This is a genomic window from Bacillus cereus group sp. MYBK216-1, from assembly GCF_051916495.1.
Classification (GTDB): Bacteria; Bacillota; Bacilli; order Bacillales; family Bacillaceae_G; genus Bacillus_A; species Bacillus_A thuringiensis_K.
Map to the genome: position 1 here is coordinate 24,507 of NZ_JBQAGT010000009.1, position 22,225 is coordinate 46,731.

Genomic DNA, 22,225 nt, shown 5'->3' on the forward strand with positions numbered 1-22,225 from the left:
GTAGTAGAGTAATACTTTCTATATGTCGAACAATTAAGATGGCTTCCTTCCATCCCTTGTTCGAAGCCAATTCATTTCCCACCTACTCACTGGACTGTGACCCTTCACGTTCCTTGAGGAAGGAGTCTTCTTGGCTAAAATGATAAATTATAAAAGGACAGCTATCCTTAGATAACTGTCCTTTTATTAAACATGCAATAAATATATTATCCTTATCGTATATTAATTATTCAAACTTAATGTTTATTAAAATGGTAAATATGGTTTTGGATCTACTTGTCCACCTATATACTGATTCTTAATTTCGAAGTGCAAATGGTTCCCAGTAGAATCGCCTGTACTACCTACTTTCCCTATTACTTGACCTTGTTGTACATGTGCCCCTACAGTAGTTAAAATTGAGTCCATATGACCGTATAGTGTCCAAAGTCCGTCTTCATGCCTAATAACCACCGCATTTCCATATCCACCAAATCCTTGACCTCTTACACCAAAACCAGCAAATTCTACAGTTCCTGATTTAGATGCCATTATTGGTGTACCCTTTGCCGCTGAGAAATCAATACCTTTATGTACTGTCCCCCAACGACTTCCATACCATGAGCTAACATTTGGATTTTTGATAGGCATTTGATATTTAGAAGAACTTGAATCTGTTTCATGCGGATTCATCCACTTGTCGCCTTCCCATGTTTTAATCTTTAACCATCCACTAGTTGTCCCATCTATTATTCTAAAATTCTGTGGATTATATACTGCTCCGGCGTTTGCTTTGCCTGAACTAAATGAAGGCTCGTTATACGCATAGAATGATTGATTTATGAATCTTTCTTCTCCATCTAGATTCAGCCATTTCTCGCCTTCCCATGTTTTAATCTTTAACCATCCACTAGGTGTTCCATCTACAACTCTAAAATTCTGTGGATTATATAATGCTCCAGCGTTTGCTTTAGCTGCATTAAATGAAGCTTCGTTATACGCATAGAATGATTTGTTTATGAATCTTTCTTCTCCATCTGGATTAATCCACTTATAACCTTCATAAGTACCTACCTTCATCCAGCCATTTTCTTTTTTTTCTACTACTCCCCAATTTTGTGGGTTATATGGTGCTCCATAATTTGCTTTCGTTGCATTAAATGACGGCTCATTATACGCATAAATCGTTTTGTTGACAGTAATTTGTTCAGACGTAGGATTCATCCACTTGTCGCCTTCCCACGTCTTAAATTTTAGCCAACCATCTGTTGTTCCATCTACTATTCTAAATGTTTGTCGCCCATACTTCGCTCCAGCATTCGCAACCTTTGATGAGAAAGAAGGTTCATCATATGCATAGAAATCTCCCATGACACGTTCTTCCCCATTCAAGTTAATCCAAACTGGACCTTCCCATGTTTCAATCTTCCACCAGCCATTATCTCTTTTTTCTACGACTCCTACATTTTGGGCACCGTACTCTGATCCACCATTTGTTTTAGCTGAAGTAAATGACGGTTCTTTATACCCATAGAATGATTGATTCACGTACTCAGAACTATTAGCAGCTTGAGTTACCATACTAAATGTCGAGATAGATAGAATAAAGAATAATAACATTACACCCCTTTTTAACATATACTCTCTTCACTCCTTTTCGAATAAATTTATATTTCGATTATCACATTAACATATTTTTCTTTATTTTTCTATATTTTTACTATTTAAAACCCATTTGATATTCCTATCTCATTCCTATAATAAGAAAATAGTTTTTTACTCTAATATAAATATTTACAGCTTAATAAAAACAAAAAAATCCCCTGATTTAATACAGAAGATTTTGATGTTATTTCCAATCTATATATTTAAAACTCTAGCGATTTGACGGGCTTTGGAATTCTCAATATAATAATGCATTTCTAATCCTTTTCTTTCTGCACGAAGTACGGTTCCTCTCAATTTTGATAAATGCTGTGAAACCGTAGATTGTGGAAGCTCTAAAATCTCTATTAACTGTGTAACATTACATGTCTTATGATACATTAACTCATTTACAATTTGTAACCGTACTGGATGTACCTTCGCCTTTAATACCTCTACATCTTCTTCCAAGATTGCTTTTCTTTTAACTCTAACATTTCAAATTCCCCTTTATTATTTATTTCTTTTTTCCTATTATTGCTATACATAATTACTTAGGTATGTTTCCCTTTTCGCCTGTTAAAAAAAGATTATTTTTATAGAAATTACAATAATACATACTACTTGAATCTCAATAAATGCAAATTAATAGAATATTCCATCTTATATTGATAAATGCTATTAAATAGATTTTGATAGAGGAAATTTCTGATATGATACTAATTGCTGAATAATATCTTTGGAGAGGATGAAATTGAACAATGAATGTTCATATACAGGGGAACGAGCAAATAACTCATTTATTAAATGAATGGTATCAAGAAATTAGGGCTAGGCATGTAGACGCCGCTCAATTACTTAAACAAGAAATTGAAAACAGAATTCATAATATAGAAGAAAATCAAACGATATTATTATACTACTCACTACTAGATTTTAGACATCAATATTTAATTGATAGCTTAAGTATTTCTAAAGATAGCTTTAAACAAAGTGATGCTTACAAAACTCCTACAGACGATTTCCTTTCATACTATTATCACTTCTTTAAAGCCATTCATTCCAATGTTACCGGCAATCATAGTCTTGCAAAAATACATTACGATAAAGCAGAATACCTGTTAGAAACAATACCTGATGAGATTGAACATGCTGAATTCCATTATGAGTTAGCCATTTTCTATTGTCATACACATAGATCAATTTTATGTATTAATCATGTAATGAAGGCTAAAGATATATTTTCAAAGCATCCTGGATATGAATTAAAAGTTGCCTTCTGTAATAACTTATATGGATTAGCATGCACTCATTTAAAAGAATGGGAATTAGCTGAGGAACACTTTATCTCTGCTATGGATACATTCCAAAAAGAAAATTTAGAATACAATATTTTAATTGTCCGTCACAATCTAGGGTTTATGTACGCTACTCAGAATCTATCTGAAGTAGCATTACGATATTTATCCGAAGTTAATCAGAAACTACCTAGCGATTATAAAGCTGTATTCATTGAAGCTAGAGAGCATTATAAATTAGGAGAACATGAAATTGCTCAAGAATTAATAAAAAAGGGCCTCCAACTCTCTACTCAATTGGGAATTGAAGGTTATATTCATCACTTTAATATTTTAGAAAAAATAAATCTACATAGCTGTGCTAATGATTTAGAAAAAGCTGTTTTAGAAGGAATTTCTTATTTTGAACGAGAAGAACTATATGAGTATATAAATGAATATACCGAAAAGTTGGCAGTCCAATTTTACAAAGAAGATAATCATCTAAAAGCTAGCTATTACTTTTATGAAGCTAGTAAAGCCAATGAAAAAAACTTTAAAAAAGGAGCATTAAAATGAAAAAATTAGCGATTAGCTTACTTGGTATCTTAATTGTCGTTACAGTAACTTTTGGATCAAGTTCTTCAACAGGCCCTCAAAGTACTGTAAATATTATTAAATATTCACATGGACATACTGGATAATGAAAGGAAGGATTACACCTTCCTTTTTTATATTTTAGAATGATAAACGTATCCCCTATATATCTATAAGAATTTAAGAAATAAATAATTCAAAAGGTAAAATAAAATACTACAATTAAAAACTTCCATTTGTTTCTTTTCGTTGGTTTTCCAGCATGTTGTATATAAAAAAATAAGGCAATACCTGCCATAGTAATTAAAAACATTTGATAGTAATCAGTCATCTGTAATACCCCCTCCATACAAAAAATAAGAAGTCTCTTTTTAAGAGACTTCTTATTTTTAATACAAACGACATACATAGGCTAAACATACACAATAAAGTCAGGATGATGTACTTTATTGCCTTTTTATCATACCATATAATTTATCATTTTTGTTTAATAATTCCACCAAATAAAACTTTATCAACCTTAAAATTTTTTATAATAAAAAACAAAAACAAATACAAATAAAATTAATAATATATTCACTTGATGCAGACGGAATAAGCTCAAAAGATATATAGTTCGGTTACAATATCATTCATGATTTTTTAATTTTTTCCTTCCCTTCTGTTAAGAATACTTCAAAACTTGACTGATTACCTTATGTTAATACTTTATATATGCAAAATTACATACTAACCCTTATTGAAAATAATTCTCATTGTAACTATAATGGTTTCAGGGATTGAAATTTTCACTTTCGTTTCAAATCTCACAATATATTAAAGGAGGAAATACTATTATGAAAAAATTGATTTTAGCAGGGGCACTAGGAATTGCAGTATTTTCAGGTATGAACTTACCAGGGGCTGAGGCATCAAAAGCGAGTGCAGCTACTACGAATTTAGAAATTCAAGAAGTCACAAAATACTACTCTATGAGTTCCTATGAAGTGTCTCAAAAAGAATCATTTAATGTTAAAAAAGGGGACGAACTTACAGTCTTTGTACAAAATTCAGGGTTCCCAATTTCTTATACGGTCTTTGATGCGGATAATCAAGTAATTGGCACATTCAATGCTAATTCCCCATATGGTCGCGTATTTAAAGCGCAAAAAGACGGTAATATTTCTGTACAATTTCAAGCAGGTGTAAATTCTACGTACATGAAGAAGATGAATTTTACAGCTAAATTTGCTGTTTCTAAACTTAACCAATAATAAAAAATGTAACGATCCTCTTTACAAACAAATTAAAAAGGTATATCCCTTCAATGGGATATACCTTTAGTTTTAGTGAATTTTATATTGACCAGATAACTGTTCTTGCGCCATACGAACTAAACGTTTTGTAATTTCTCCACCTACTGAACCATTTGCTCGTGCAGTTGAATCCGGTCCAAGTGTAACACCAAACTCCTGAGCAATTTCATATTTCATTTGTTCAATTGCACTTGCTGCAGCTGCTATTAAGATTTCGTTTGAATTATTATTTTCGCGAATTTGCATTTTTTAAACACCTCCGTTGAATTTGGTAATATCATGCTCTATTTCCAACAAAATATGCAAAAAAATTATTCGTTTAGCTATTTTACATATATACCTAAGCTTTCATCCCTTATGTGGGAATAAATAAAGGTATAGGTCATACCCTATACCTTTACCTTCTTCTATCCTACTTACTTTTAAATTCCCCTATTAACCCCTGTAACTCTTGCGAGAGCCAATTTAAAGAATTTGCTAACTCTGCAATATCTTGTACATATAGTTCTTGTTCTTTCATACTTTTTTCCACATTACTACTGCTATTCACATATGTATTTGCAATGTGTGATAATTCATTTATAAACTGAACAATAGTTTGATTATTTTTTAGAATGTCACTTGAATGGTTCGAAGTCGCTTTAATTTGATTTGTGACAGATTGTGCAGATTCTGAAATCTTTTCAAAGAATGCACCACTACTTTGAACAAGTGTTATTCCTAATTCTACTTCCTTTGAACTCTTCTGTATGGATCTTACAGCTCTCTCTGCTTCAGCCTGGATTTCACCAATTAATTTAGCTATATCCCTTGCAGATGCCTCGGTTCTTTCCGCTAATATACGTACCTCGTCCGTAACATCTGAAAATTCTTCCCCCATCTCTCCAGCACATGAGGATTCAGTAGAAGCATTTAAAGCTAATGAATTTGTTTGATTTGAAATGGTTGTAATTACAGTAAGAATTTCATGAATTTCCTTAGATCGTGCTTCGAATGCATAAATACTAGAAGGTACATCCTGAACTGTATCTTGGATTCTTTTCATTTGATTCACGATTTGCTTAATCAAATCTTTTCCCTCTACAGAATTCTGTTTCATGTCTTCCAAAGCATTGCCAACTTGTTTTGCAGCTCCTTTAATTTCTTTCATCTTACTTTCCATTTCTTGAACAATCCCTAAACATTTTTGCACTACATATTCATGAGAATGTACTCCTAAATTTAATCCTGTAATAGCACTTGCAATTTCTTTAAAGGCTATGCTATTCTCTTTTGTACTTACCGACAATTCCTGTGAAGATGTCGAAACCTGTTCAGCAGTCTGCCTTACTTTATCTATAATCCTATTAAACTTTTTAATAGTGTTATTAAAATAGATATTGGTTATCCCTATATCATCAGATCTTTCATTCAATTTAATACTTAAATCCCCTTCACCAACTTTACGTAACCCTTCTTGTAAATCCTTTAAAGGCGATAGAGAGTTTCGTGAGATAAATATTTGAATTGTAATTGCGATAGTTAATGAAATTATAATAAATAGTAAACCTTGTATCATAAAGTTTTTCTTTGTAAGAGGAATAATAGAAGCTTCCAAATCCGCTGCAACAATTGCAATTATATTTTTATTTTCATCTGTAACTGGCTCTAAAATTGTTACCCAGAACCCTAATTCATCTTCATACACTTCTGTCATTTGTGCCTGTTTTGTTTGTATTACTTTATCGTATGTTTTCATCCAATAAGTAGGCTGCTCATAGTATTCACCTGGTTTTACAGAAACAGTATTTGCTAATTCTGTATCCAAAGCTACTATTTGTAATTCAGCTTTATCATTTAGCTTGGCTCCTGTAACATATGTTTGCCCAACACTTTTCATATCTTTTATAGATTTATCTAATTGCTCTGTCAATTTTTCCTTCTTCACTCTTTGAGCTGTGGGGTCTTTTGCTACATCTCTTACTATTTCTAGATCTAATTGATTTAATACCGCATCACCTGTTTCAAAAGACTGCCTCTCAAATATAGACATCATACTATTTTGAAACATATTAAAACTTAACGCTCCCATACTTCCAACAAGGGTCAGAATTACTAATACCGTTAGTAATACATTTTTTTGAAGCAACGATAGCTTATGCCAATATTTTTTCATTGATTTCACCTTTCTTATTTTCAACAATACAAAAACAAAGTAGTAACATATTAAGAGGTTCTCTTTCTGTTATTAATTTAAACTTTAAAATAGCATACTAATCGTTCAACCAAACGTTCCAATTTTTTTCATTTACAATTGCATCTTTTATATGTCCAGCTGCTCCTGAAAATCTATTAAAAGGAAGTCGTAATACTTCTACTACTTCATCTTTTCTATTTGTACTGATTTCTTCTAAATCGATTATATTAAAGGGTTTGCCTATAATAATTGCTATAATATTTAATGGACTACTAAGAATATTTTAAATTTCATATTTATCGCCTAAAAATTTTCACATTAGATTTGTTGAAGTTCCTTCATTGAGGATTTTTTATACTATCGTTAGTTTTATATATAAACAAGAATTTTTAAGAGCCACATCTTTAGTCATCTTTATCTTGCACAAAAAAATTGGAAAGTTTAATCCAATCTCCTATTTTATAACTTTTTTCCTTATTTTTCTATAGAATTTTGATATCTACCTGTACAAATTAAACTTAGACTCTTTTGGCCTTTACTCTTCAATCGTCTTAAATTCATATGAGATAGCGCAGAAAGTAAATTTTTAATAAAAAACTTTTGTATTAAAAAATGCAAAAATACATACTTTCCCAGAACTATATGCACTTAAATATTCATATAGTAAAATAAACAGTACAAGCTTGTCCTATACAGCATATTTCCTTAACGGGCTTGATATTATATTCATCCTAAAATTGGTGTGACCTTAATATCTCACTTAGCTCTTTAATATTTTGATATTAACAATATAGTTTTAATATATCGCTACACCTACATATAAGCCAAGAATTTAATTACAGAACGGTTTTCATCAATAGTAGACGAAAACATGTCAAACAAAAAGAGACTCAATTATTTATTACTTTTCGTATAGATGTAATAAAAGATTATAGGAGAAATATATATGCTCAAAAAAATAAATAGATTTATGTTTACTTTGCCTACCATTTCTTTTATTTTTCTTATTTTATTAGGATCATTTTTATTTGTAATACCATTAGATCTATTCTTACCTGAAATACAAAAAAACCCAATAACAGAAGCACCTCTTATTCTTCAAGTTTTATTAGGGGTATTAGCAGCACCTATATATGAAACAGTAGTTTTTCAAGTATTTTTATTTTGGCTATTAAGTTGGATCCCTTACATTAAAAATCGCGATTACCTTATCATTTTAATAGCTTCAATTATATTTGGATTAAATCATCGATATGGAATCACTTATATAGTTGGTACAACGATAATTGGTCTTTTATATAACTATGCTTATTGGGTATATAAAAAAAAGAATGAAAAATATCAGGTTACAATGCCTGCTTTTGGGGTTGTTTTTTTGATTCACTTATTACATAATTCTATTGCTTTTATAGCATCAAATTTATAAATATTTTAAAGATAATATAGATTAATGAGTTATGTTTGTACTTGTTAAAGGTAAGAGACACGAAATAAGAATTAAAAAGAGGCTAATTCACTAATACTTCTAAATAATCTTGTTTCAGTTTGTTTATTTGAAGAATAAAAAGAGAGGGCCCTGTCGGGTAGACAGGATTTTCAAAGCGCAGCTAAGCCACCTGAGTCTATATTTGTATGGACTCAGGTTATTTAATTTCTCTTGAAATCTTTGATGGTTATAAAATTGTATATATTTGCGGACTTAACATAGATGAAGAAGTCTTTTTTATGTGCATTATCCTAAAAGTTTTACGTTCGCAACATACTTTCCTTCATTTTTCTAACATCCCATCCTCTTCTTTCAATCGTTTAGTCTTTAGGTTTCATTCTACCTAAACATTACCCTTTTGTTTTCCCACGTTCTTCTTCTAGTTCTTTAATACCTAAAGTTTCGAATCATTTCATTTACCGTCTTACAATTGGATAATAAATGTCTATTTCTTTCTTAACAGTTTTACATCTTCTTTTAAGTATAAACCAACTTCCTTTTCCTTTCATTTTATATAGCAAGTAATTCTAATTTACCCCATAGAAAAATCCCCTCCATAATAAATTGGTTAATGTGTTTTCTTTTTCCTATCTACTATGAGGGGAGAATAGCATACTAAAGATAGCTTCTTTTTTGTAAAAGATCTAAGATTCTAGTGCAGTAATTAATTGCTGACGTTCTTTATCTCTAAAAATTTTAATTTCATGTTTAAATTGATAATTTCCTTCTTCAAATCTAACCCATTCCTTACTTGTCCAATATACAATATCTACATTTGCATCTAAAATTACAGAACATATGTCTACTAATTCTTCTTCATAAAATGGTGCTTCTTTTGCTAGTTCAAAAGCCAGTACTTTTGGATCCTTACTTTTAATTTGAAGTTCCCTTGAAGTTTGTCCTAAATACTGCCATGGAGAATATAGGGATTGCACATGAACATTTCGAGTTTCTTTAAACTGTGATGGAGAATGTATTGTAGCAGCAAATGTAGATTTACTCACTCCTATTGTTGTGCCTAAAGCAATAGCACCAATAATAAGTTTTTTAATCATTTTTTCAGCCCCTTTAATTATTTTGGATATGCTTCATTTTTATACTACGTTCATGTTCGTGTAAATGAAGATAATTTGACATGATTCATCATTTTTTTCAAAAACTGAATATTAATTAATCGTTATAAATTTACCCAAAACAAAAAAGTTTCCAAGAGGAAACTTTTTTGTTTTGGGTATACATTATATGTATAAAAATTAGTTTTAAAAATATTTACTTATTTGTTGATAAAATTGTATATGGATATTTTTCCTACTATTATCTACACACATCTCATACAAAGCCTCACTACAACATAAACAAATTCATCTTATGACCGCGTTTCTTCTTACGAAATTAAGTGATTGTTTCAATAGCTGGTTTGGGAATCATAGAATTACTTTCTTTCTCAGCCCTATTATTCTGTTCTTTTGCCTAAAATTCCAATATCCCCATTACTTCTTTTGTAAATAGTTTAAAATCAGTTAAATGTTTTTCAATAATTTGACGAACAATATCTAAATTCACACTTTGATAATCATGAACAGCAATATTACGAAATCCAACCATTGCCTTTAACTTATTTGCTAGATCAGCGCTAAGTAATCCTGCTGTAACCAATAAATCAAAGGCCTCTCGACTAGATTGGGGTAGTCCTAATTTTTTACCTGCAACAATATGCATTGCTAGATCAATACTCGCTTCACAAGCTCTTTGTATATTCAATATTATTGAATCTTGTTTTGTAAAGTCCTCTAAATTTTCAGGGTCATTTCCATATACATCTTGGATTCTTTTTATACAACGCTCTATTGTAGAAATTTTATTTAAAATAACCTCATTCTTCATATATAGAACCTCTTTTCTTTATATCATCAAATACTATCTGTCGTTCTTCATTCAATTTTGAATACATTTTTAAGGTTTTCATTTCAAAAATGATTTTCCGTTCTTCATCAGAACAAAATATTGTCTTTCCTGTATGTATAATCTGAGCTTGAAAAACTGTAGAAGCTTCGGATAAATCAACTAAATCAACATCTCTATGAACAATGTTAGCTAAATCCTGTGCTAATAAAAAACGTTCATAGTTCCCTAATGTTGTGTCACTTACATAAGCTATATCAATATCGCTATCTTCTCGTTCTCTATTCTCAGCCGTTGATCCAAACACAATTATCCAATAGGGATTCACCGTCTCTTGTAATTTTTCTATAATAGCTGTTATCATGCTTTGAAAAATCATTTAATTAATCCCCCTTATTGTACTTGAATTTTATTATATCATAACCAATCATAAATCCTTTAAACGACTATAAATACGTAAACAAAATTAAGCTTTTTTAGTACTTAACTCCTCACAAAATTAGAAGCTTATTTCTGACCTAAAATTATTATAGTTCAGGAGTAGATATATTGTAGCTTTGGATCATAAATAATTGTTAATAATCCAACACTTGTCTGTTAAATGCCTTTTATATTTTCTTCGTGCAAAAGTAAAAGACTGACAATAACTGTTAGCCTATTTCACAATATACATTCTAATAGTTTGAGGATATATTGCTCTAACAAAGCATTATATATTAATCCACCTTTAATTTTTCTTTTACCTTTGTAGGGAGTTCGTCTTTTTTAACTTCTTCCCAAGATTTCACACCTTTTTTCTCAGAGTAATATATACGTAAAAACGCTTCTTTACGAAGGTTTTTTAACGCTGTAAACTCCATTTCTTTCTCTTTACCATCCTTATCAAATCCAGGTAATTTATATTCGTAAGTCGTATCCCCATTTACATTTTTCTCTTTTAATTTTTCACCATCCTTGGTAATTTGCACATAATATGTATCTGTACCAAGACGATTTAAATTACACCCGGATAACAACACAGTAAACATCACAAAAATGCTACACATAAGCACTATTCGTTTCATATTATTCACCTCATATCTTTTCTCACAAAAATTATATCCTAATCTATTGGCTGCGAAAATTCATTTCCATTACGCTAACATTACGTTTTTGTAAGGTAGTAAAAACAGCTTAAAATAAAAAGGATATAAATTCATATTTCTATTGAATTCATATCCTTTGTTCTTATTGAGTAAACTATTTTGCCCCATGCTTAATAGGAAGTATTTCTATTATTCTGGGAAAATAAAGCTAGAGTCCTCTCCACTATTAGCGGTATCTTCTTTCGGGAATGTTATAGTAGATCCTTCATTTCCCTTATTTCCTTTATTTATTTCTTGTTCCTCAGGAAATACAATGGAAGAATCATTACCTAAGTTTGGTGAAAAACCAAGTTTAGATAAAATAGCTTTTAAGTCAGGTAAAACACCAATTTTATCAGAAGTTGGATCATTGGATTTCGTTCTGGTGCTAGAATCACTTAAAATATCCCTAAGCTGTCTTGGTGTATATACTCTCCCCTGATTATTTTTTGCAATTCCTTGAATTGATGCTGCAGCACCAGCAATAATAGGTGATGCGCTAGATGTTCCAGCAAAACTAGATGTATATAGATTTGTTATAAATTCACTTGGTTTAGCATCTGTAGTATCTACTGCATTCCCCCATCCATACACATCCACTCTACTACCGTAATTAGAGAAATATGAACGCTTATGAGGAACCCTTGCAGAAGCTGCCCCAACCATAATTGCCCCTGAATCTTTAAAATCAGGACTATTACGATTTAAAACTTGTTTACCATTACGGTCTCTAAATTGATCCAAGTCATTTCCGCCGTTTGCACCTGCTTCAATAATAATAATTCCCTTATTTGTTCCCATACGAATTGCATCAAATATGTCTGGTTTTACTTCCACAGGAAAATAGTTCTTATCTCCATATCCATCGTAAGTTGCTTGTGCCTCTAGTAAAAGAATATCTCCAGCTTGCATATTGTTAACCGCGCTTAAAATAGCATCAGCTGTATTATAATTTCCGTTATCCCTAATCTGAGATACAACCTTTACCTTAGCTTTCGGTGCGATCCCGATTCCACCTATGTTATTATCCTCTGCCGAAACAATTCCTAAGACTGAGGTACCATGATCATGGTGCTCGCTTTTATTCTGTCCAGATATCAGTTCAATCTTTTGATTCACTAAATCCTCATGATTAAATAACCACCCATACTCCATATCTACGAAAGTAGTTCCTTTTCCATCTCCACCTTTTATGCTCCAGGCATAAGGTGCATTAATTCCTAATGGTGCTGGTTCAAGGTAACCTTGTCTTGTAAGTCTAGACTCATCATATGGATTAACAGATAAGTTTGGCAAACGCTCTGCTGGTGGCGCCTCTTCTTCCTGTAAATACGCCGTTTCAACAAGAGATGATTTTTCAAATTTTGTAAGTAATGCTTGTACATCAATATCATCTTGAGTTTCAACAATATAATAGTTTAGCAAATTAGAAGAAATATGATCGGAATCTTTTATTTCTTTACCAAGATTTTTAATTTCTTTAGGATTTAAAGAATTAAAAAGTCGATTTATAGTTACATTTGGATATTCAGCTAAAATTCCAATTAATTCAGGATCTTGTTTTTCTTCTTTAATGAATTTTTCTATTCCATCCTGATGTGGTAAATTCGCTTCATTTTTAAATTTCAAAATTAATTGTTTAGTAACTTGCTTATGTACAGTAGAATTCAATTGCTTATTTGAATAATTGTAAGTAGCCGCATAGGCAACTTCTGATTTTTCATTTGGAAGTAGTCCGCCTACCCCATTAAATGCTGTTAATGCAATTGAAGAAACTAGAATTCCCTTAAAAATTTTCAAAACGTGAACCTCTCTTTATTAATATATATTTATAAAAAAATGTATATTATCTAATTTCTTTTTATACAAACGTTTTATATGTAGGACTATATTTTCAACTCCATTCATTCCTTAATATTTGTTTATACATCATTAATACAACCAATTCATACCAACAACTTTATTAATTCAGTTGCATTGCTGTAACCGGTATAGTTACAACTTATGGAATAGTCAACCTTAAATGCAATTTTGCATGTAAAATCATACATACTTCTACCAACTTACTCCCAATTATTTCAAGAGAAGTTGAACTTCTATCATTTTGAGTAATTGCATATATATAATATAAAACATATAAGGGGGGTTAAAACGTGGTAATCTCAAGACAAGATTCCTGGACTGATGATAACGATTTACTTCTCGCATCAACAGTACTTCAGAATATTCGTAACGGTGGAACACAGTTAGCTGCATTCAAAGAAGTAGCAAAACTACTAGCTAGAACACCCGCAGCTTGTGGATTTCGTTGGAATTCATATGTGAGAAAACAATACCAAGAAGAAATACAACAAGCAAAACAAGACCGAAAAATGGGAAACAACATTCCCCTCTCCCCATCAGAAAAAGAAAAAAAATCTTTGTCTATTACATTAGATGATATTATTCTCTTTCTACAAAATTATAAAGATGTGAATGAATTGACAAAGTTACAAAATCAAATTGAAGATTTAAAAACAGAGAATCAATCTCTTCTACAACGTATAACTATGTATGAAGAAGAGTATCGTATGTTACTGAACCATATCGATAAGACAAGAAATTTAATTGCAGTGGATTAAACAGCATAACTATAATGACTTTCCAGTAGGATCTTCACCTGCCAAAACCGCCATAAATAAAGAAAATCCAGACTATTATTAGTGATAATAAGTAAAATACACATACATAATGTATGTGTATTTTTAATTTGAATATTATTAAAAGAAATATTTAGTCTATGTTACATCTTTTCTAATATTTCTTGTCTTTCACACCATTTCGTTAACTTTTCTAACGCCTTTTTAGATAAACGTTTTGTTTTATAATTACAAAATCTAGATAATGTCGATGGAGAAATACTCATTTCATCTGCTATTTCACGAATGCTTACCTTTTTTTCATTGTGTACTTTCAGTATTTGGTCACGGATCTTTTTCTCTATTTGTTCGACTGATTCTACAGTCTTCTTTATTTCTTTAACAACTGTTACTTCCGGTAACTTCTCTTGTGGTTCCTCTATACTCTTCTTTCCTATTACCCTATCCATTGACTGTAGCATTTCTTCAGGTGGTAAAATCGTTATTCCTAAGTTATTGTAATAATTTTTAAACCAATTACGTTTCCCAATTTGTTGTTCATCCAGTGGATCACTATACTCCCAATGAGAGATTACTTTTTCATTTTCTAAATCCATTAGAACATTTTCTAACTGTTCTCTAATACGATTCGGCTTCCAATCTTTTGGGATATCCATTACTGCTAGTAGTCCTTTGTCCCCACCTATAGAATATGGCTTTTTCAATGATGAATACATTTGTCTAATTCTCCATTGCCATGTTAAGTATCGAATTAACCTTTTATGATATTTGTGTCTATAACTATTGTATTCAAGTGCTTTTTTAGACAATAGGGCTGTTGTATTATTTGATCCATACAAATAATTAGTTAAAAAGCTACCCGGCTTAATACGACAAGATTCAATGCCCATGTATTCATTAGTAACACTATGTCTCCATAAAACAACTGAATCTAATACAAATAATCTTTTGATAACTTCACGCTTTAATTCTAAACGTTCCCCCTCATCATCACGGTCATTTAATACAACGACTTCATTATCATCATTTAAATAGATAAAAATACTTGCTAAAGCTGCAATTCTCTTTGCTATCTTAATTTTATCTTCCGCTCTATAGTATTCTTTATTTTTAACAACTGTTTTTGGAATATTGCACATCTCTAAAACTTGTTCATAAGAAAAGTCAATAAAATCATCTGGAGATTTTGCTTCATTAATCCACTGTATTGTGATTGCATCTAAGCAATCTGCCGTTAAATCATCCATATTACTCATTACGTCATCTACAAGGGTATTCCATCGAGCTGCTTCTTCTATATTGGTAAGTCTTAAATCTTCATCTTTGTGTGAAGAAAGTTGAGCTACACCATTAGAAGACCTCGTTTCAATGGGATATTGTAAGACCTTACTTATTTCATCTTCTTCAAATTGATTCTTTGCAATCCCATCTCTTAATTTATAATAAACAGCAGAGTTATTTACCTCGTAATAATCCTCGTGATTCACTATATTTGGCTTATCTATATTTTGATCATTTTCCAATATCACGGAATTAGAATGTACTACATCTTGAAATTCTTTTTCTATAAATAATTCAATTTCTTTATATATTTCTTCTTTATAAGAATCAATTTTCGCATAAATTTGTACTAATGTAATTCCGGACTCTTGCTTTTTCTCTAACCAAGATACTAATGCAGTAAATGATGGAGAAGCATGGGGTGATGTAAGTACCTTATTATTATTGTTTTCAACATCTTTAAAGTATGCATTCCACTTATTCCATACTAGCTCGTTAGTTTTATAAATTGGCTCAGAGATTAACAATGCATCTCGAAACATTTGTAATAAGTTATCCACTTTCTTTTCCTCCCTAAACCATGGATCACAATAAAATAATTCTCAGTATAAAAATCTTAACTACTATTATATTTAATTTATTGTAACAGATATTTACAAATTTTTGTTTCTTTCTTTCCCTATTCTTCTTTTCTTGCATTTCTTTTGCTCTTTACTTTCCTTAACTCCTCAACTTGCAACAGTTGCTCTTTCTCTTACCTATTTCTACTTACATTCCCTTTTGCGCTTTGTTTGCCTTACATTTCTCAACTTGCAACAGGTTGTTCTTCCTCTTACCTATTCCCCCTTACTTATATTCCTTTTGCGCTTTGTTTGCCTTAACTCTTTAACTTGCAACAGGTTGTTTTTCCTCTTACCTATTCCCTCTTACTTACATTCCTTTTGCGCTTTGTTTGCCTTAACTCTTTAACTTGCAACAGGTTGCTCTTTCTCTTACCTATTTCTTTCAACTTGCACACTTTTTGCGCTTTGCTTTGCTTTCCTTAACTCTTTAACTTGCAACATACTGCTCCTTCTCTTCCTTATTTCTACCTACTTGCATTTCTTTTGCGCTTTGCTTTCCTTAACTCCTTAACTTGCAACATACTGCTCCTTCTCTTCCTTATTTCTACCTACTTGCATTTCTTTTGCTCTTTGCTTTCCTTAACTCCTTAACTTGCAATATGCTGCTCTTTCTTTCCCTATTCTTCTTTACTTGCATTCCTTTTGCGCCTTGCTTTCCTAAACTCCTTAACTTGCAACATACTGCTCTTTCTTTTCCTTTTTTCTTCTTCCTATATTTCTTTTGCTCTTTACTTTCCTTAACTCCTCAACTTGCAACAGTTTGCTCTTTCTCTTACCTATTTCCCCTTACTTACATTCCTTTTGCGCTTTGTTTGCCTTATATTTCTCAACTTACAACATGCTGCTCTTTCTCTTACCTATTTCCCCTTACTTACATTCCTTTTGCGCTTTGTTTGCCTTATATTTCTCAACTTACAACATGCTGCTCTTTCTTTTCCCTATTTCTTCTTCCTACATTTCTTTTGCGCCTTGCTTTCCTTAACCCTTCAACTTGCAACAGTTTGTTCTCCTCTTACCTATTTTCCCTTACTTACATTCTTTTTGCGCTTTGTTTGCCTTATATTTCTCAACTTACAACACGTTTGCTCTTTCTCTTACCTATTTCTAATCAACTTGCAACACGTTTGCGGTATCCTTTCCCTATCTCTTTCAACTTGCAACAGTATAATTTATTTCTCAACTAAGTAATTTTAAAAAAATCATGTCATTTTAAAGTTTTTAAGCTATTTATCTCATATTTTTAATAAGTTACATACATAATATGCAACATGTTTGCGGTATCCTTTCCCTAACTTTTCTATCATCTTCACTCTAAACCTTTATATACCAAGGGTTTAAGTGCTTTTCCATTTACTTTTATACATATCATCCAACTTGCAACACGTTTGCGGTATGCATGCCCTTATTTTTCTCACAAGATGCAACACTGTTTGCGGTATCCTTTCCCTACTTTCATTCTATAAATATCAACAAGTCCTTTTATATCAAGGGTAATTATTACAATTCATTTTTAATGATTACGTTTACTAACTTGCAACATGTTTGCGGTATCCTTTCCCTAACTTCCCTACCATTTTCACTATAATCCTTTATATACCAAGGGTTTAGTTGCTTTTTCACTTACTTTTATACATATCAAACAACTTGCAACACGTTTGCGGTATCCTTAACACAAAAAAAAATCATGAAATTCTCTTATCCCTTGATACAACTAGCTTCATAAGCTGTTGCAAGTTACTAATTTTCTTCTTAAAGGAGCACATTTCAGCAATTTTCATTTTGCTATAATCAAAATTGGTATATTTTATAGTATTTTGACATATATTTCTGAATTTGTAGAACGGAGGTGAAAAAGATGGGAAAAGCATTTGTGATACGTAATCAACGTAGCTTAAATGGGAAAACAACAAACGCAGTTTTAGTAACACTCAAATCTTGGCAAAAGTTTGTGGAAACATTTGAGGAGAAATACTACAGCTATAAAGATACATATTTAGAAGATATTCTGCAGCACATGACATACGAAGAGCGTATTGCGGATGTAGAAGGTTTTGTCGAAAAAGCCAAACCATCTTTTTCACGTCGAGCAATGTCTACACTTGCAGAAAAAGCAGGACGAAAACATAAATTATACGGTATTACGAATGCTGATCTTGAAGTGTTCTTGTACTTACATAAAAAATGCTATACAAACGGTGTCATTCCAAATGTAACCATACATATGATGTGGGAAGATTACAAGCAATATAAAGAAGAATTTGCTTATATCCAACACTCTCAATTCTATATCGCATTAAAGAAATTAAACTTACATAACATTATCTCCATCGAAAATGGAGTAGATGGCCGTTATACAATCAAACTCACTCATTTTATGAATGAGGAAACAGAAAAAGCAAATCCGTACGTATATATTAGCCCTGTTGTATTTACAAAGGATTTCTTTAAGCTATCTGTAGCAGCTAAGAAACTATTCTTAGACATCGCAATGCAACAACATACGGAAACAACATTAAAGCGTTCTTTGGACAAGCAGGACGAAAGAGGAAACAAAACTCACTTCGGTGGGATGTATCGTTTCTTACATAAAAAATATCCGCATCAGATCCGTGCGGTTATCGAGGAATTAACAACTGTATTACCATGTACGGGGAATCCCCTATTCAAAATTTGCAAAATGCAAAAAGGTGTAAAGCATACAAAACGATATACGACATTATATCTGTCTATCCATTCAGACTTCTTATGTTCGAAAGAAGCTGGAGAAGAACAACATAGGGATCCATTTACACCAAAAGCTACCTATGCTCGAAAAGCGAAATTTATCGAAGCAGTCCTACAAGAGATGAATATCGGTGAATTGTCTGCAGACATGAATAAATTCATTCATGTATTAAAGCATACTTGTCATCGTCAAATTCGCAGTGTAATTCGCGGACTACGTGACATGGTTGATCGAAAAGAAGGATATCCAACGAAGATTGTATATACGTTGAAGAAACTATTGCATCAAACATCTCAATATCAAATTCTCGATACAGCAGCAAAAGAAGGTATCTACCCTCTTATTGCGCAGCATATACCAAAAGAGAGAAATAGTGACCGTGAGCAAGCTATCTTTAATTTCGGCCTACATTATTCTATGTACTCTCTTCGTAACATTAAAAAGATGTTTAAAAATGTGCATGCATTATTGAAGCAGAAGTTTGCGGTACCAGTAACAGAAGAATCTTATCACCGTAATTATCTAAAATACCAGGAAGAAACGTTATTTAGAAAATATGCATATGATCAGGGAGTGAATCTCCATGCATATATCGCTTTAGAAATTGAAATGCGCGAAAAACTAAAAGTTCGTGGCCATAAAGAACGCACAATTCCAAGTGATGTACGTGAATGGTTTATTGAAGCAATTGATAAACTACCGCAAGAACAACTGCGTGTGATTGAGCTACCAAAACAGTTTAATTTACTAGAGTTTATGCGTACCTTTGAACGTTTAGTACGTGCTGGTGTAACAATAACAGCTCCAGATCAGGTGCTACACGCAATGGAAATAAAATAATAGTAACGAGCTCTCTATTTTTGAAAAAATCGAAATTAGAGGGCTATTCGTAGTTGTTTCATTCATACTCCTTTTCTACTACTCTATTTATAAATACAAAATCAGAAGGACTTCATGTAAAATGAAGTCTTTTTTTATGCACTTCTATACAAATTCTCTTCTAGCACTATATAACTCTCCACATAGTACTAGGGAATATTCTTCTAATGTAATAAAACCTATCTCATAATACCTACAAAAAATCAAAAATAAAATTATAAAAACAGTGGATATGAGGACAAATATACTCGAATGTGAATAGTATTTTTCTGACATCATTGTAACTACTAGTGTTGTTGTATATATCTAATAAAAATCATCAATAATAATGTGAGTTATGTGTAAATAGTGAGTTATGTTAACAAATAACTACATTTTCTGAATAAAATGTGGATAATTGAACGTTAAATACTGCTTATTTAACAAAATAAAGAAAATGAAGCCTATTTCCATAGTTGGATAAATATAAAGTAATTTGTATCAATTCCTTTCCGATTTCATGTAGAAACATATGATTTTCTTTCTGCTTTTTTGTAGAATTGAAAGTCTTATAATTATTGAATCTACGGATACATTTTTTACTATTTATGATTTTTTACGTGCTAACATCAAATTTTCCCTTGTGGGAGTAGAGTTTCCCCCTATTTTTGATAACCTATAATAGTTTTATCTTTATTTCTTTTTAATATATAAGATATATATTTATAATAGATTTTATTATTAGTAGTATGAGTGTTAATAAAATTTCAGATCTAATCAAAAAAATTTAATAATAATGATCTTTAATAATGTCCATAGTATTTTTCTAAATGAAAAAAGCCTAATAGCTGTGCTAGTTATTCACATTATTTTTTAGTTGTAATATCTAAATATAAGCCCTCGTGCCTATTTATTTTAATATCTTTACTACGGTACAAGCGATGATAGTAAATTTTCTCGCATTACATATGTCTTGTAATGTTCTTAATACCATTTGTCCATTATGCATAAATTTAATTTGTTCGGATGTATTTAACTTTTGAATGTTTAGATATTCCATACAATTGCAATCATAGATCGTTTCCTTTAAATAACCCCCTATTGTTTCATGAGAAAAACGAGCACAAATTATGTGCATTTTTCATTTAGTGTACTATTAGCCTCCGATGTTCTATATACAAGTGATTCCTAACTTGAAGGCAACACAAAAAGAACTTCTTCAAGTCGATTAAATATGTACATAGCAAAATAAGCTATATATACACTAATCGGCTCAAAGAAGCCCTTTCATAATTGAAACAAGATGAAACTTGCTCTTACAACTCAACTACAATAAAAAAAGGTGAAGCTCTTGATACAACTTCACCTTTTTTAGTATATAACGAATCATTTAATAATTTAACAGTATGTTTTTAAAGTCTCTATATTTTAGCAAACTTTACAATAAAACCGTACTTTCCTATTTTTTTGAAGAAACAGGATCCATTTTTAATGTTTTTATTCCTTCTTTTAATGTAAATGCATCTGCTCTTAATGTTTTCCAACTATCTTTTGCTGCATTCAGGTTAGGTTTTAAAAATTTAAATTTATTTTGATCTGCCTTTTGGGATGCTTTATCAATATGATTAAGTACTCCTGAATACTGAGAATCTAAATCATGCCATTGTGCTGACATATAGGTAAGAGCATTAATAGCTGATCCAATTGCATTTTGCATTTCAGCAATATTATTATACGCAACCCCAACTACACGATTTAATGTTATTTTATAGTCAACCGTTTGGCGTAATTGAGCTAATAACGGCTCTAACGTACCTAAATTATTTCTTGCAACCCCTATCATTACACCTCCAGCAATCCATGTAGGGATTGAGGGATATGATACAGTTATTATTCCATCCGATTCTACTTGTTTAAAATGTCTTATTTGCTCTAAAACATCATTTAGGCGTTTTTCATCTTCATCTATTCCAGATGCTTGATTTTTTAAAATCGATTGCAAGATATCTTTATGACCTCCAAATGCTCGGACATCTTCTCCAATACTATCTCTTAACTTAGCTAGTTCTTGTATTAAATTCTGTGTATATGCTTGGTTTTGTTTAATCTCACCTTGTAAATCTGTAATGCCTTCTTTTAATGTATCTGCATCTCCTTCATTAATTGCTTCTACTAATGTATCGTAATAATTGTCAAATGTGGTATCATACTCTACAATTCCTGTAAGGGTATCTAAAAGTTGTTTTTTTATGTGCGCATCCCATTTTGTAGCATGCTCTCTTGCATTCTTTTGATCTTGTGCTATTTGACTAGGTAGATTTGTATATCCTTTAATATCAATTCCTTCAAAGTTAACATCTGGATTATTAATTAACAAATAAGAGTAATCATTCATGGATTTTGCAAATACCCCAGCATCTTGCAAAGCTTTTTTCATCTTTTCGCTGTTTACAGAAAGAGATATATCTTCCGTACTCGTTTGTTCTATTTTACTTTCACTTGCAAAAGCAGCTACTGGTGAAACTACAGTAGTTGTTGTCAGGGTTAAAAACGTCGATACAGCAAGTAGTTTATAAGGAAAATTATTATTCACTTTAATTCCTCCTATGAATATATATT

The 22,225-nt window shown here is 31.3% G+C and carries 20 protein-coding genes; 6 read left to right on the top strand and 14 right to left on the bottom strand.

The genetic code is table 11. From position 1 onward, the window contains the following. Positions 1–246 precede the first annotated feature (246 nt). Both ACTFRH_RS24185 and ACTFRH_RS24190 read right to left on the bottom strand, forming a co-directional pair. The gene (locus tag ACTFRH_RS24185; protein WP_000919353.1) at positions 247–1,617 is read right to left on the bottom strand and encodes a M23 family metallopeptidase; all 1,371 of its coding nucleotides are present in this window, start codon (positions 1,615–1,617) and stop codon (positions 247–249) included. 222 nt (positions 1,618–1,839) lie between these two features. Continuing rightward, entirely contained in the window at positions 1,840–2,094 is a 255-nt protein-coding gene (locus ACTFRH_RS24190) for an ArsR/SmtB family transcription factor (RefSeq protein ID WP_000390682.1), read from the bottom strand. Between the two features lie 290 nt (positions 2,095–2,384). Here ACTFRH_RS24190 and ACTFRH_RS24195 point away from each other — a divergent pair, with 290 nt between their 5' ends. Beyond that, positions 2,385–3,479: a Rap family tetratricopeptide repeat protein gene (locus ACTFRH_RS24195; protein ID WP_001100605.1), complete on the top strand. Its 1,095-nt coding sequence runs from the start codon at positions 2,385–2,387 to the stop codon at positions 3,477–3,479. Continuing rightward, positions 3,476–3,604, top strand: a complete 129-nt coding sequence (locus ACTFRH_RS24200; RefSeq protein ID WP_000731770.1) for a hypothetical protein — start codon at positions 3,476–3,478, stop codon at positions 3,602–3,604. Before ACTFRH_RS24195 ends, ACTFRH_RS24200 begins: the two co-directional genes overlap by 4 nt. An 89-nt stretch (positions 3,605–3,693) precedes the next feature. Here ACTFRH_RS24200 and ACTFRH_RS24205 read toward each other — a convergent pair whose 3' ends face one another. Next, positions 3,694–3,828 (bottom strand): hypothetical protein, encoded by a 135-nt coding sequence (locus ACTFRH_RS24205; protein ID WP_002164319.1) that lies wholly within the window; start codon positions 3,826–3,828, stop codon positions 3,694–3,696. A gap of 505 nt (positions 3,829–4,333) precedes the next feature. Here ACTFRH_RS24205 and ACTFRH_RS24210 point away from each other — a divergent pair. After that, a complete protein-coding gene (locus ACTFRH_RS24210) occupies positions 4,334–4,750 on the top strand; it encodes a hypothetical protein (protein ID WP_000733524.1) in 417 nt (138 codons plus the stop codon). 72 nt (positions 4,751–4,822) lie between these two features. On the opposite strand, the gene ACTFRH_RS24215 is transcribed toward ACTFRH_RS24210, so the two are convergent. Next, complete coding sequence (locus ACTFRH_RS24215) at positions 4,823–5,038, bottom strand: alpha/beta-type small acid-soluble spore protein (RefSeq protein WP_001167047.1); 216 nt, start codon at positions 5,036–5,038, stop codon at positions 4,823–4,825. Between the two features lie 166 nt (positions 5,039–5,204). Then, complete coding sequence (locus ACTFRH_RS24220) at positions 5,205–6,947, bottom strand: methyl-accepting chemotaxis protein (protein ID WP_000761119.1); 1,743 nt, start codon at positions 6,945–6,947, stop codon at positions 5,205–5,207. Between the two features lie 967 nt (positions 6,948–7,914). On the opposite strand from ACTFRH_RS24220, the gene ACTFRH_RS24225 reads away from it, so the two are divergent. Then, positions 7,915–8,394 carry a CPBP family intramembrane glutamic endopeptidase gene (locus ACTFRH_RS24225; RefSeq protein WP_000913866.1) on the top strand — a complete coding sequence of 160 codons (480 nt, stop codon included), beginning with the start codon at positions 7,915–7,917 and terminating at the stop codon, positions 8,392–8,394. Positions 8,395–8,517: 123 nt separating this feature from the next. Here ACTFRH_RS24225 and ACTFRH_RS24230 read toward each other — a convergent pair whose 3' ends face one another. The 6 genes from ACTFRH_RS24230 to ACTFRH_RS24255 all read right to left on the bottom strand — a co-directional run bounded on the left by ACTFRH_RS24230 (position 8,518) and on the right by ACTFRH_RS24255 (position 13,280). After that, positions 8,518–8,655 carry a hypothetical protein gene (locus ACTFRH_RS24230; RefSeq protein WP_416135262.1) on the bottom strand — a complete coding sequence of 46 codons (138 nt, stop codon included), beginning with the start codon at positions 8,653–8,655 and terminating at the stop codon, positions 8,518–8,520. A gap of 443 nt (positions 8,656–9,098) precedes the next feature. After that, a complete protein-coding gene (locus ACTFRH_RS24235; protein WP_000592179.1) occupies positions 9,099–9,509 on the bottom strand; it encodes a hypothetical protein in 411 nt (136 codons plus the stop codon). 415 nt (positions 9,510–9,924) lie between these two features. Beyond that, entirely contained in the window at positions 9,925–10,338 is a 414-nt protein-coding gene (gene hepT, locus ACTFRH_RS24240) for a type VII toxin-antitoxin system HepT family RNase toxin (RefSeq protein WP_000787540.1), read from the bottom strand. Continuing rightward, a complete protein-coding gene (gene mntA, locus ACTFRH_RS24245) occupies positions 10,328–10,735 on the bottom strand; it encodes a type VII toxin-antitoxin system MntA family adenylyltransferase antitoxin (RefSeq protein ID WP_000577224.1) in 408 nt (135 codons plus the stop codon). Before mntA ends, hepT begins: the two co-directional genes overlap by 11 nt. 337 nt (positions 10,736–11,072) lie before the next feature. After that, positions 11,073–11,420 (bottom strand): YxeA family protein, encoded by a 348-nt coding sequence (locus tag ACTFRH_RS24250; protein ID WP_000822911.1) that lies wholly within the window; start codon positions 11,418–11,420, stop codon positions 11,073–11,075. 210 nt (positions 11,421–11,630) lie between these two features. Beyond that, positions 11,631–13,280, bottom strand: a complete 1,650-nt coding sequence (locus tag ACTFRH_RS24255; protein ID WP_000688773.1) for a S8 family peptidase — start codon at positions 13,278–13,280, stop codon at positions 11,631–11,633. Between the two features lie 353 nt (positions 13,281–13,633). Between ACTFRH_RS24255 and ACTFRH_RS24260 the strand changes: the two genes are divergently transcribed. Continuing rightward, the gene (locus tag ACTFRH_RS24260) at positions 13,634–14,101 is read left to right on the top strand and encodes an RsfA family transcriptional regulator (protein WP_000237076.1); all 468 of its coding nucleotides are present in this window, start codon (positions 13,634–13,636) and stop codon (positions 14,099–14,101) included. Positions 14,102–14,262: 161 nt separating this feature from the next. Here the strand turns inward: ACTFRH_RS24260 and ACTFRH_RS24265 are convergent, their stop codons facing one another. Beyond that, positions 14,263–15,960 (bottom strand): helix-turn-helix domain-containing protein, encoded by a 1,698-nt coding sequence (locus ACTFRH_RS24265; protein WP_000369379.1) that lies wholly within the window; start codon positions 15,958–15,960, stop codon positions 14,263–14,265. Between the two features lie 1,918 nt (positions 15,961–17,878). Between ACTFRH_RS24265 and ACTFRH_RS24270 the strand changes: the two genes are divergently transcribed. After that, complete coding sequence (locus ACTFRH_RS24270) at positions 17,879–19,588, top strand: hypothetical protein (RefSeq protein WP_061884953.1); 1,710 nt, start codon at positions 17,879–17,881, stop codon at positions 19,586–19,588. 928 nt (positions 19,589–20,516) lie between these two features. On the opposite strand, the gene ACTFRH_RS24275 is transcribed toward ACTFRH_RS24270, so the two are convergent. Next, positions 20,517–20,666 carry a hypothetical protein gene (locus ACTFRH_RS24275; RefSeq protein ID WP_000456146.1) on the bottom strand — a complete coding sequence of 50 codons (150 nt, stop codon included), beginning with the start codon at positions 20,664–20,666 and terminating at the stop codon, positions 20,517–20,519. A 399-nt stretch (positions 20,667–21,065) separates the two neighbouring features. Beyond that, complete coding sequence (hblA, locus tag ACTFRH_RS24280) at positions 21,066–22,199, bottom strand: hemolysin BL binding component B (protein WP_001063467.1); 1,134 nt, start codon at positions 22,197–22,199, stop codon at positions 21,066–21,068. Positions 22,200–22,225: the final 26 nt, after the last annotated feature.

Bases quoted from the DNA above. Each gene is read 5' to 3' on its own strand.
- ACTFRH_RS24235 (WP_000592179.1), bottom strand. From the start codon at position 9,509: ATGATTAAAAAACTTATTATTGGTGCTATTGCTTTAGGCACAACAATA.
- ACTFRH_RS24270 (WP_061884953.1), top strand. From the start codon at position 17,879: ATGGGAAAAGCATTTGTGATACGTAATCAACGTAGCTTAAATGGGAAA.
- ACTFRH_RS24275 (WP_000456146.1), bottom strand. From the start codon at position 20,666: ATGGAATATCTAAACATTCAAAAGTTAAATACATCCGAACAAATTAAA.
- mntA (WP_000577224.1), bottom strand. From the start codon at position 10,735: ATGATTTTTCAAAGCATGATAACAGCTATTATAGAAAAATTACAAGAG.
- ACTFRH_RS24220 (WP_000761119.1), bottom strand. From the start codon at position 6,947: ATGAAAAAATATTGGCATAAGCTATCGTTGCTTCAAAAAAATGTATTA.
- ACTFRH_RS24185 (WP_000919353.1), bottom strand. From the start codon at position 1,617: ATGTTAAAAAGGGGTGTAATGTTATTATTCTTTATTCTATCTATCTCG.
- ACTFRH_RS24225 (WP_000913866.1), top strand. From the start codon at position 7,915: ATGCTCAAAAAAATAAATAGATTTATGTTTACTTTGCCTACCATTTCT.
- ACTFRH_RS24195 (WP_001100605.1), top strand. From the start codon at position 2,385: ATGAATGTTCATATACAGGGGAACGAGCAAATAACTCATTTATTAAAT.
- ACTFRH_RS24210 (WP_000733524.1), top strand. From the start codon at position 4,334: ATGAAAAAATTGATTTTAGCAGGGGCACTAGGAATTGCAGTATTTTCA.
- ACTFRH_RS24200 (WP_000731770.1), top strand. From the start codon at position 3,476: ATGAAAAAATTAGCGATTAGCTTACTTGGTATCTTAATTGTCGTTACA.
- ACTFRH_RS24215 (WP_001167047.1), bottom strand. From the start codon at position 5,038: ATGCAAATTCGCGAAAATAATAATTCAAACGAAATCTTAATAGCAGCT.
- ACTFRH_RS24250 (WP_000822911.1), bottom strand. From the start codon at position 11,420: ATGAAACGAATAGTGCTTATGTGTAGCATTTTTGTGATGTTTACTGTG.
- hepT (WP_000787540.1), bottom strand. From the start codon at position 10,338: ATGAAGAATGAGGTTATTTTAAATAAAATTTCTACAATAGAGCGTTGT.
- ACTFRH_RS24205 (WP_002164319.1), bottom strand. From the start codon at position 3,828: ATGACTGATTACTATCAAATGTTTTTAATTACTATGGCAGGTATTGCC.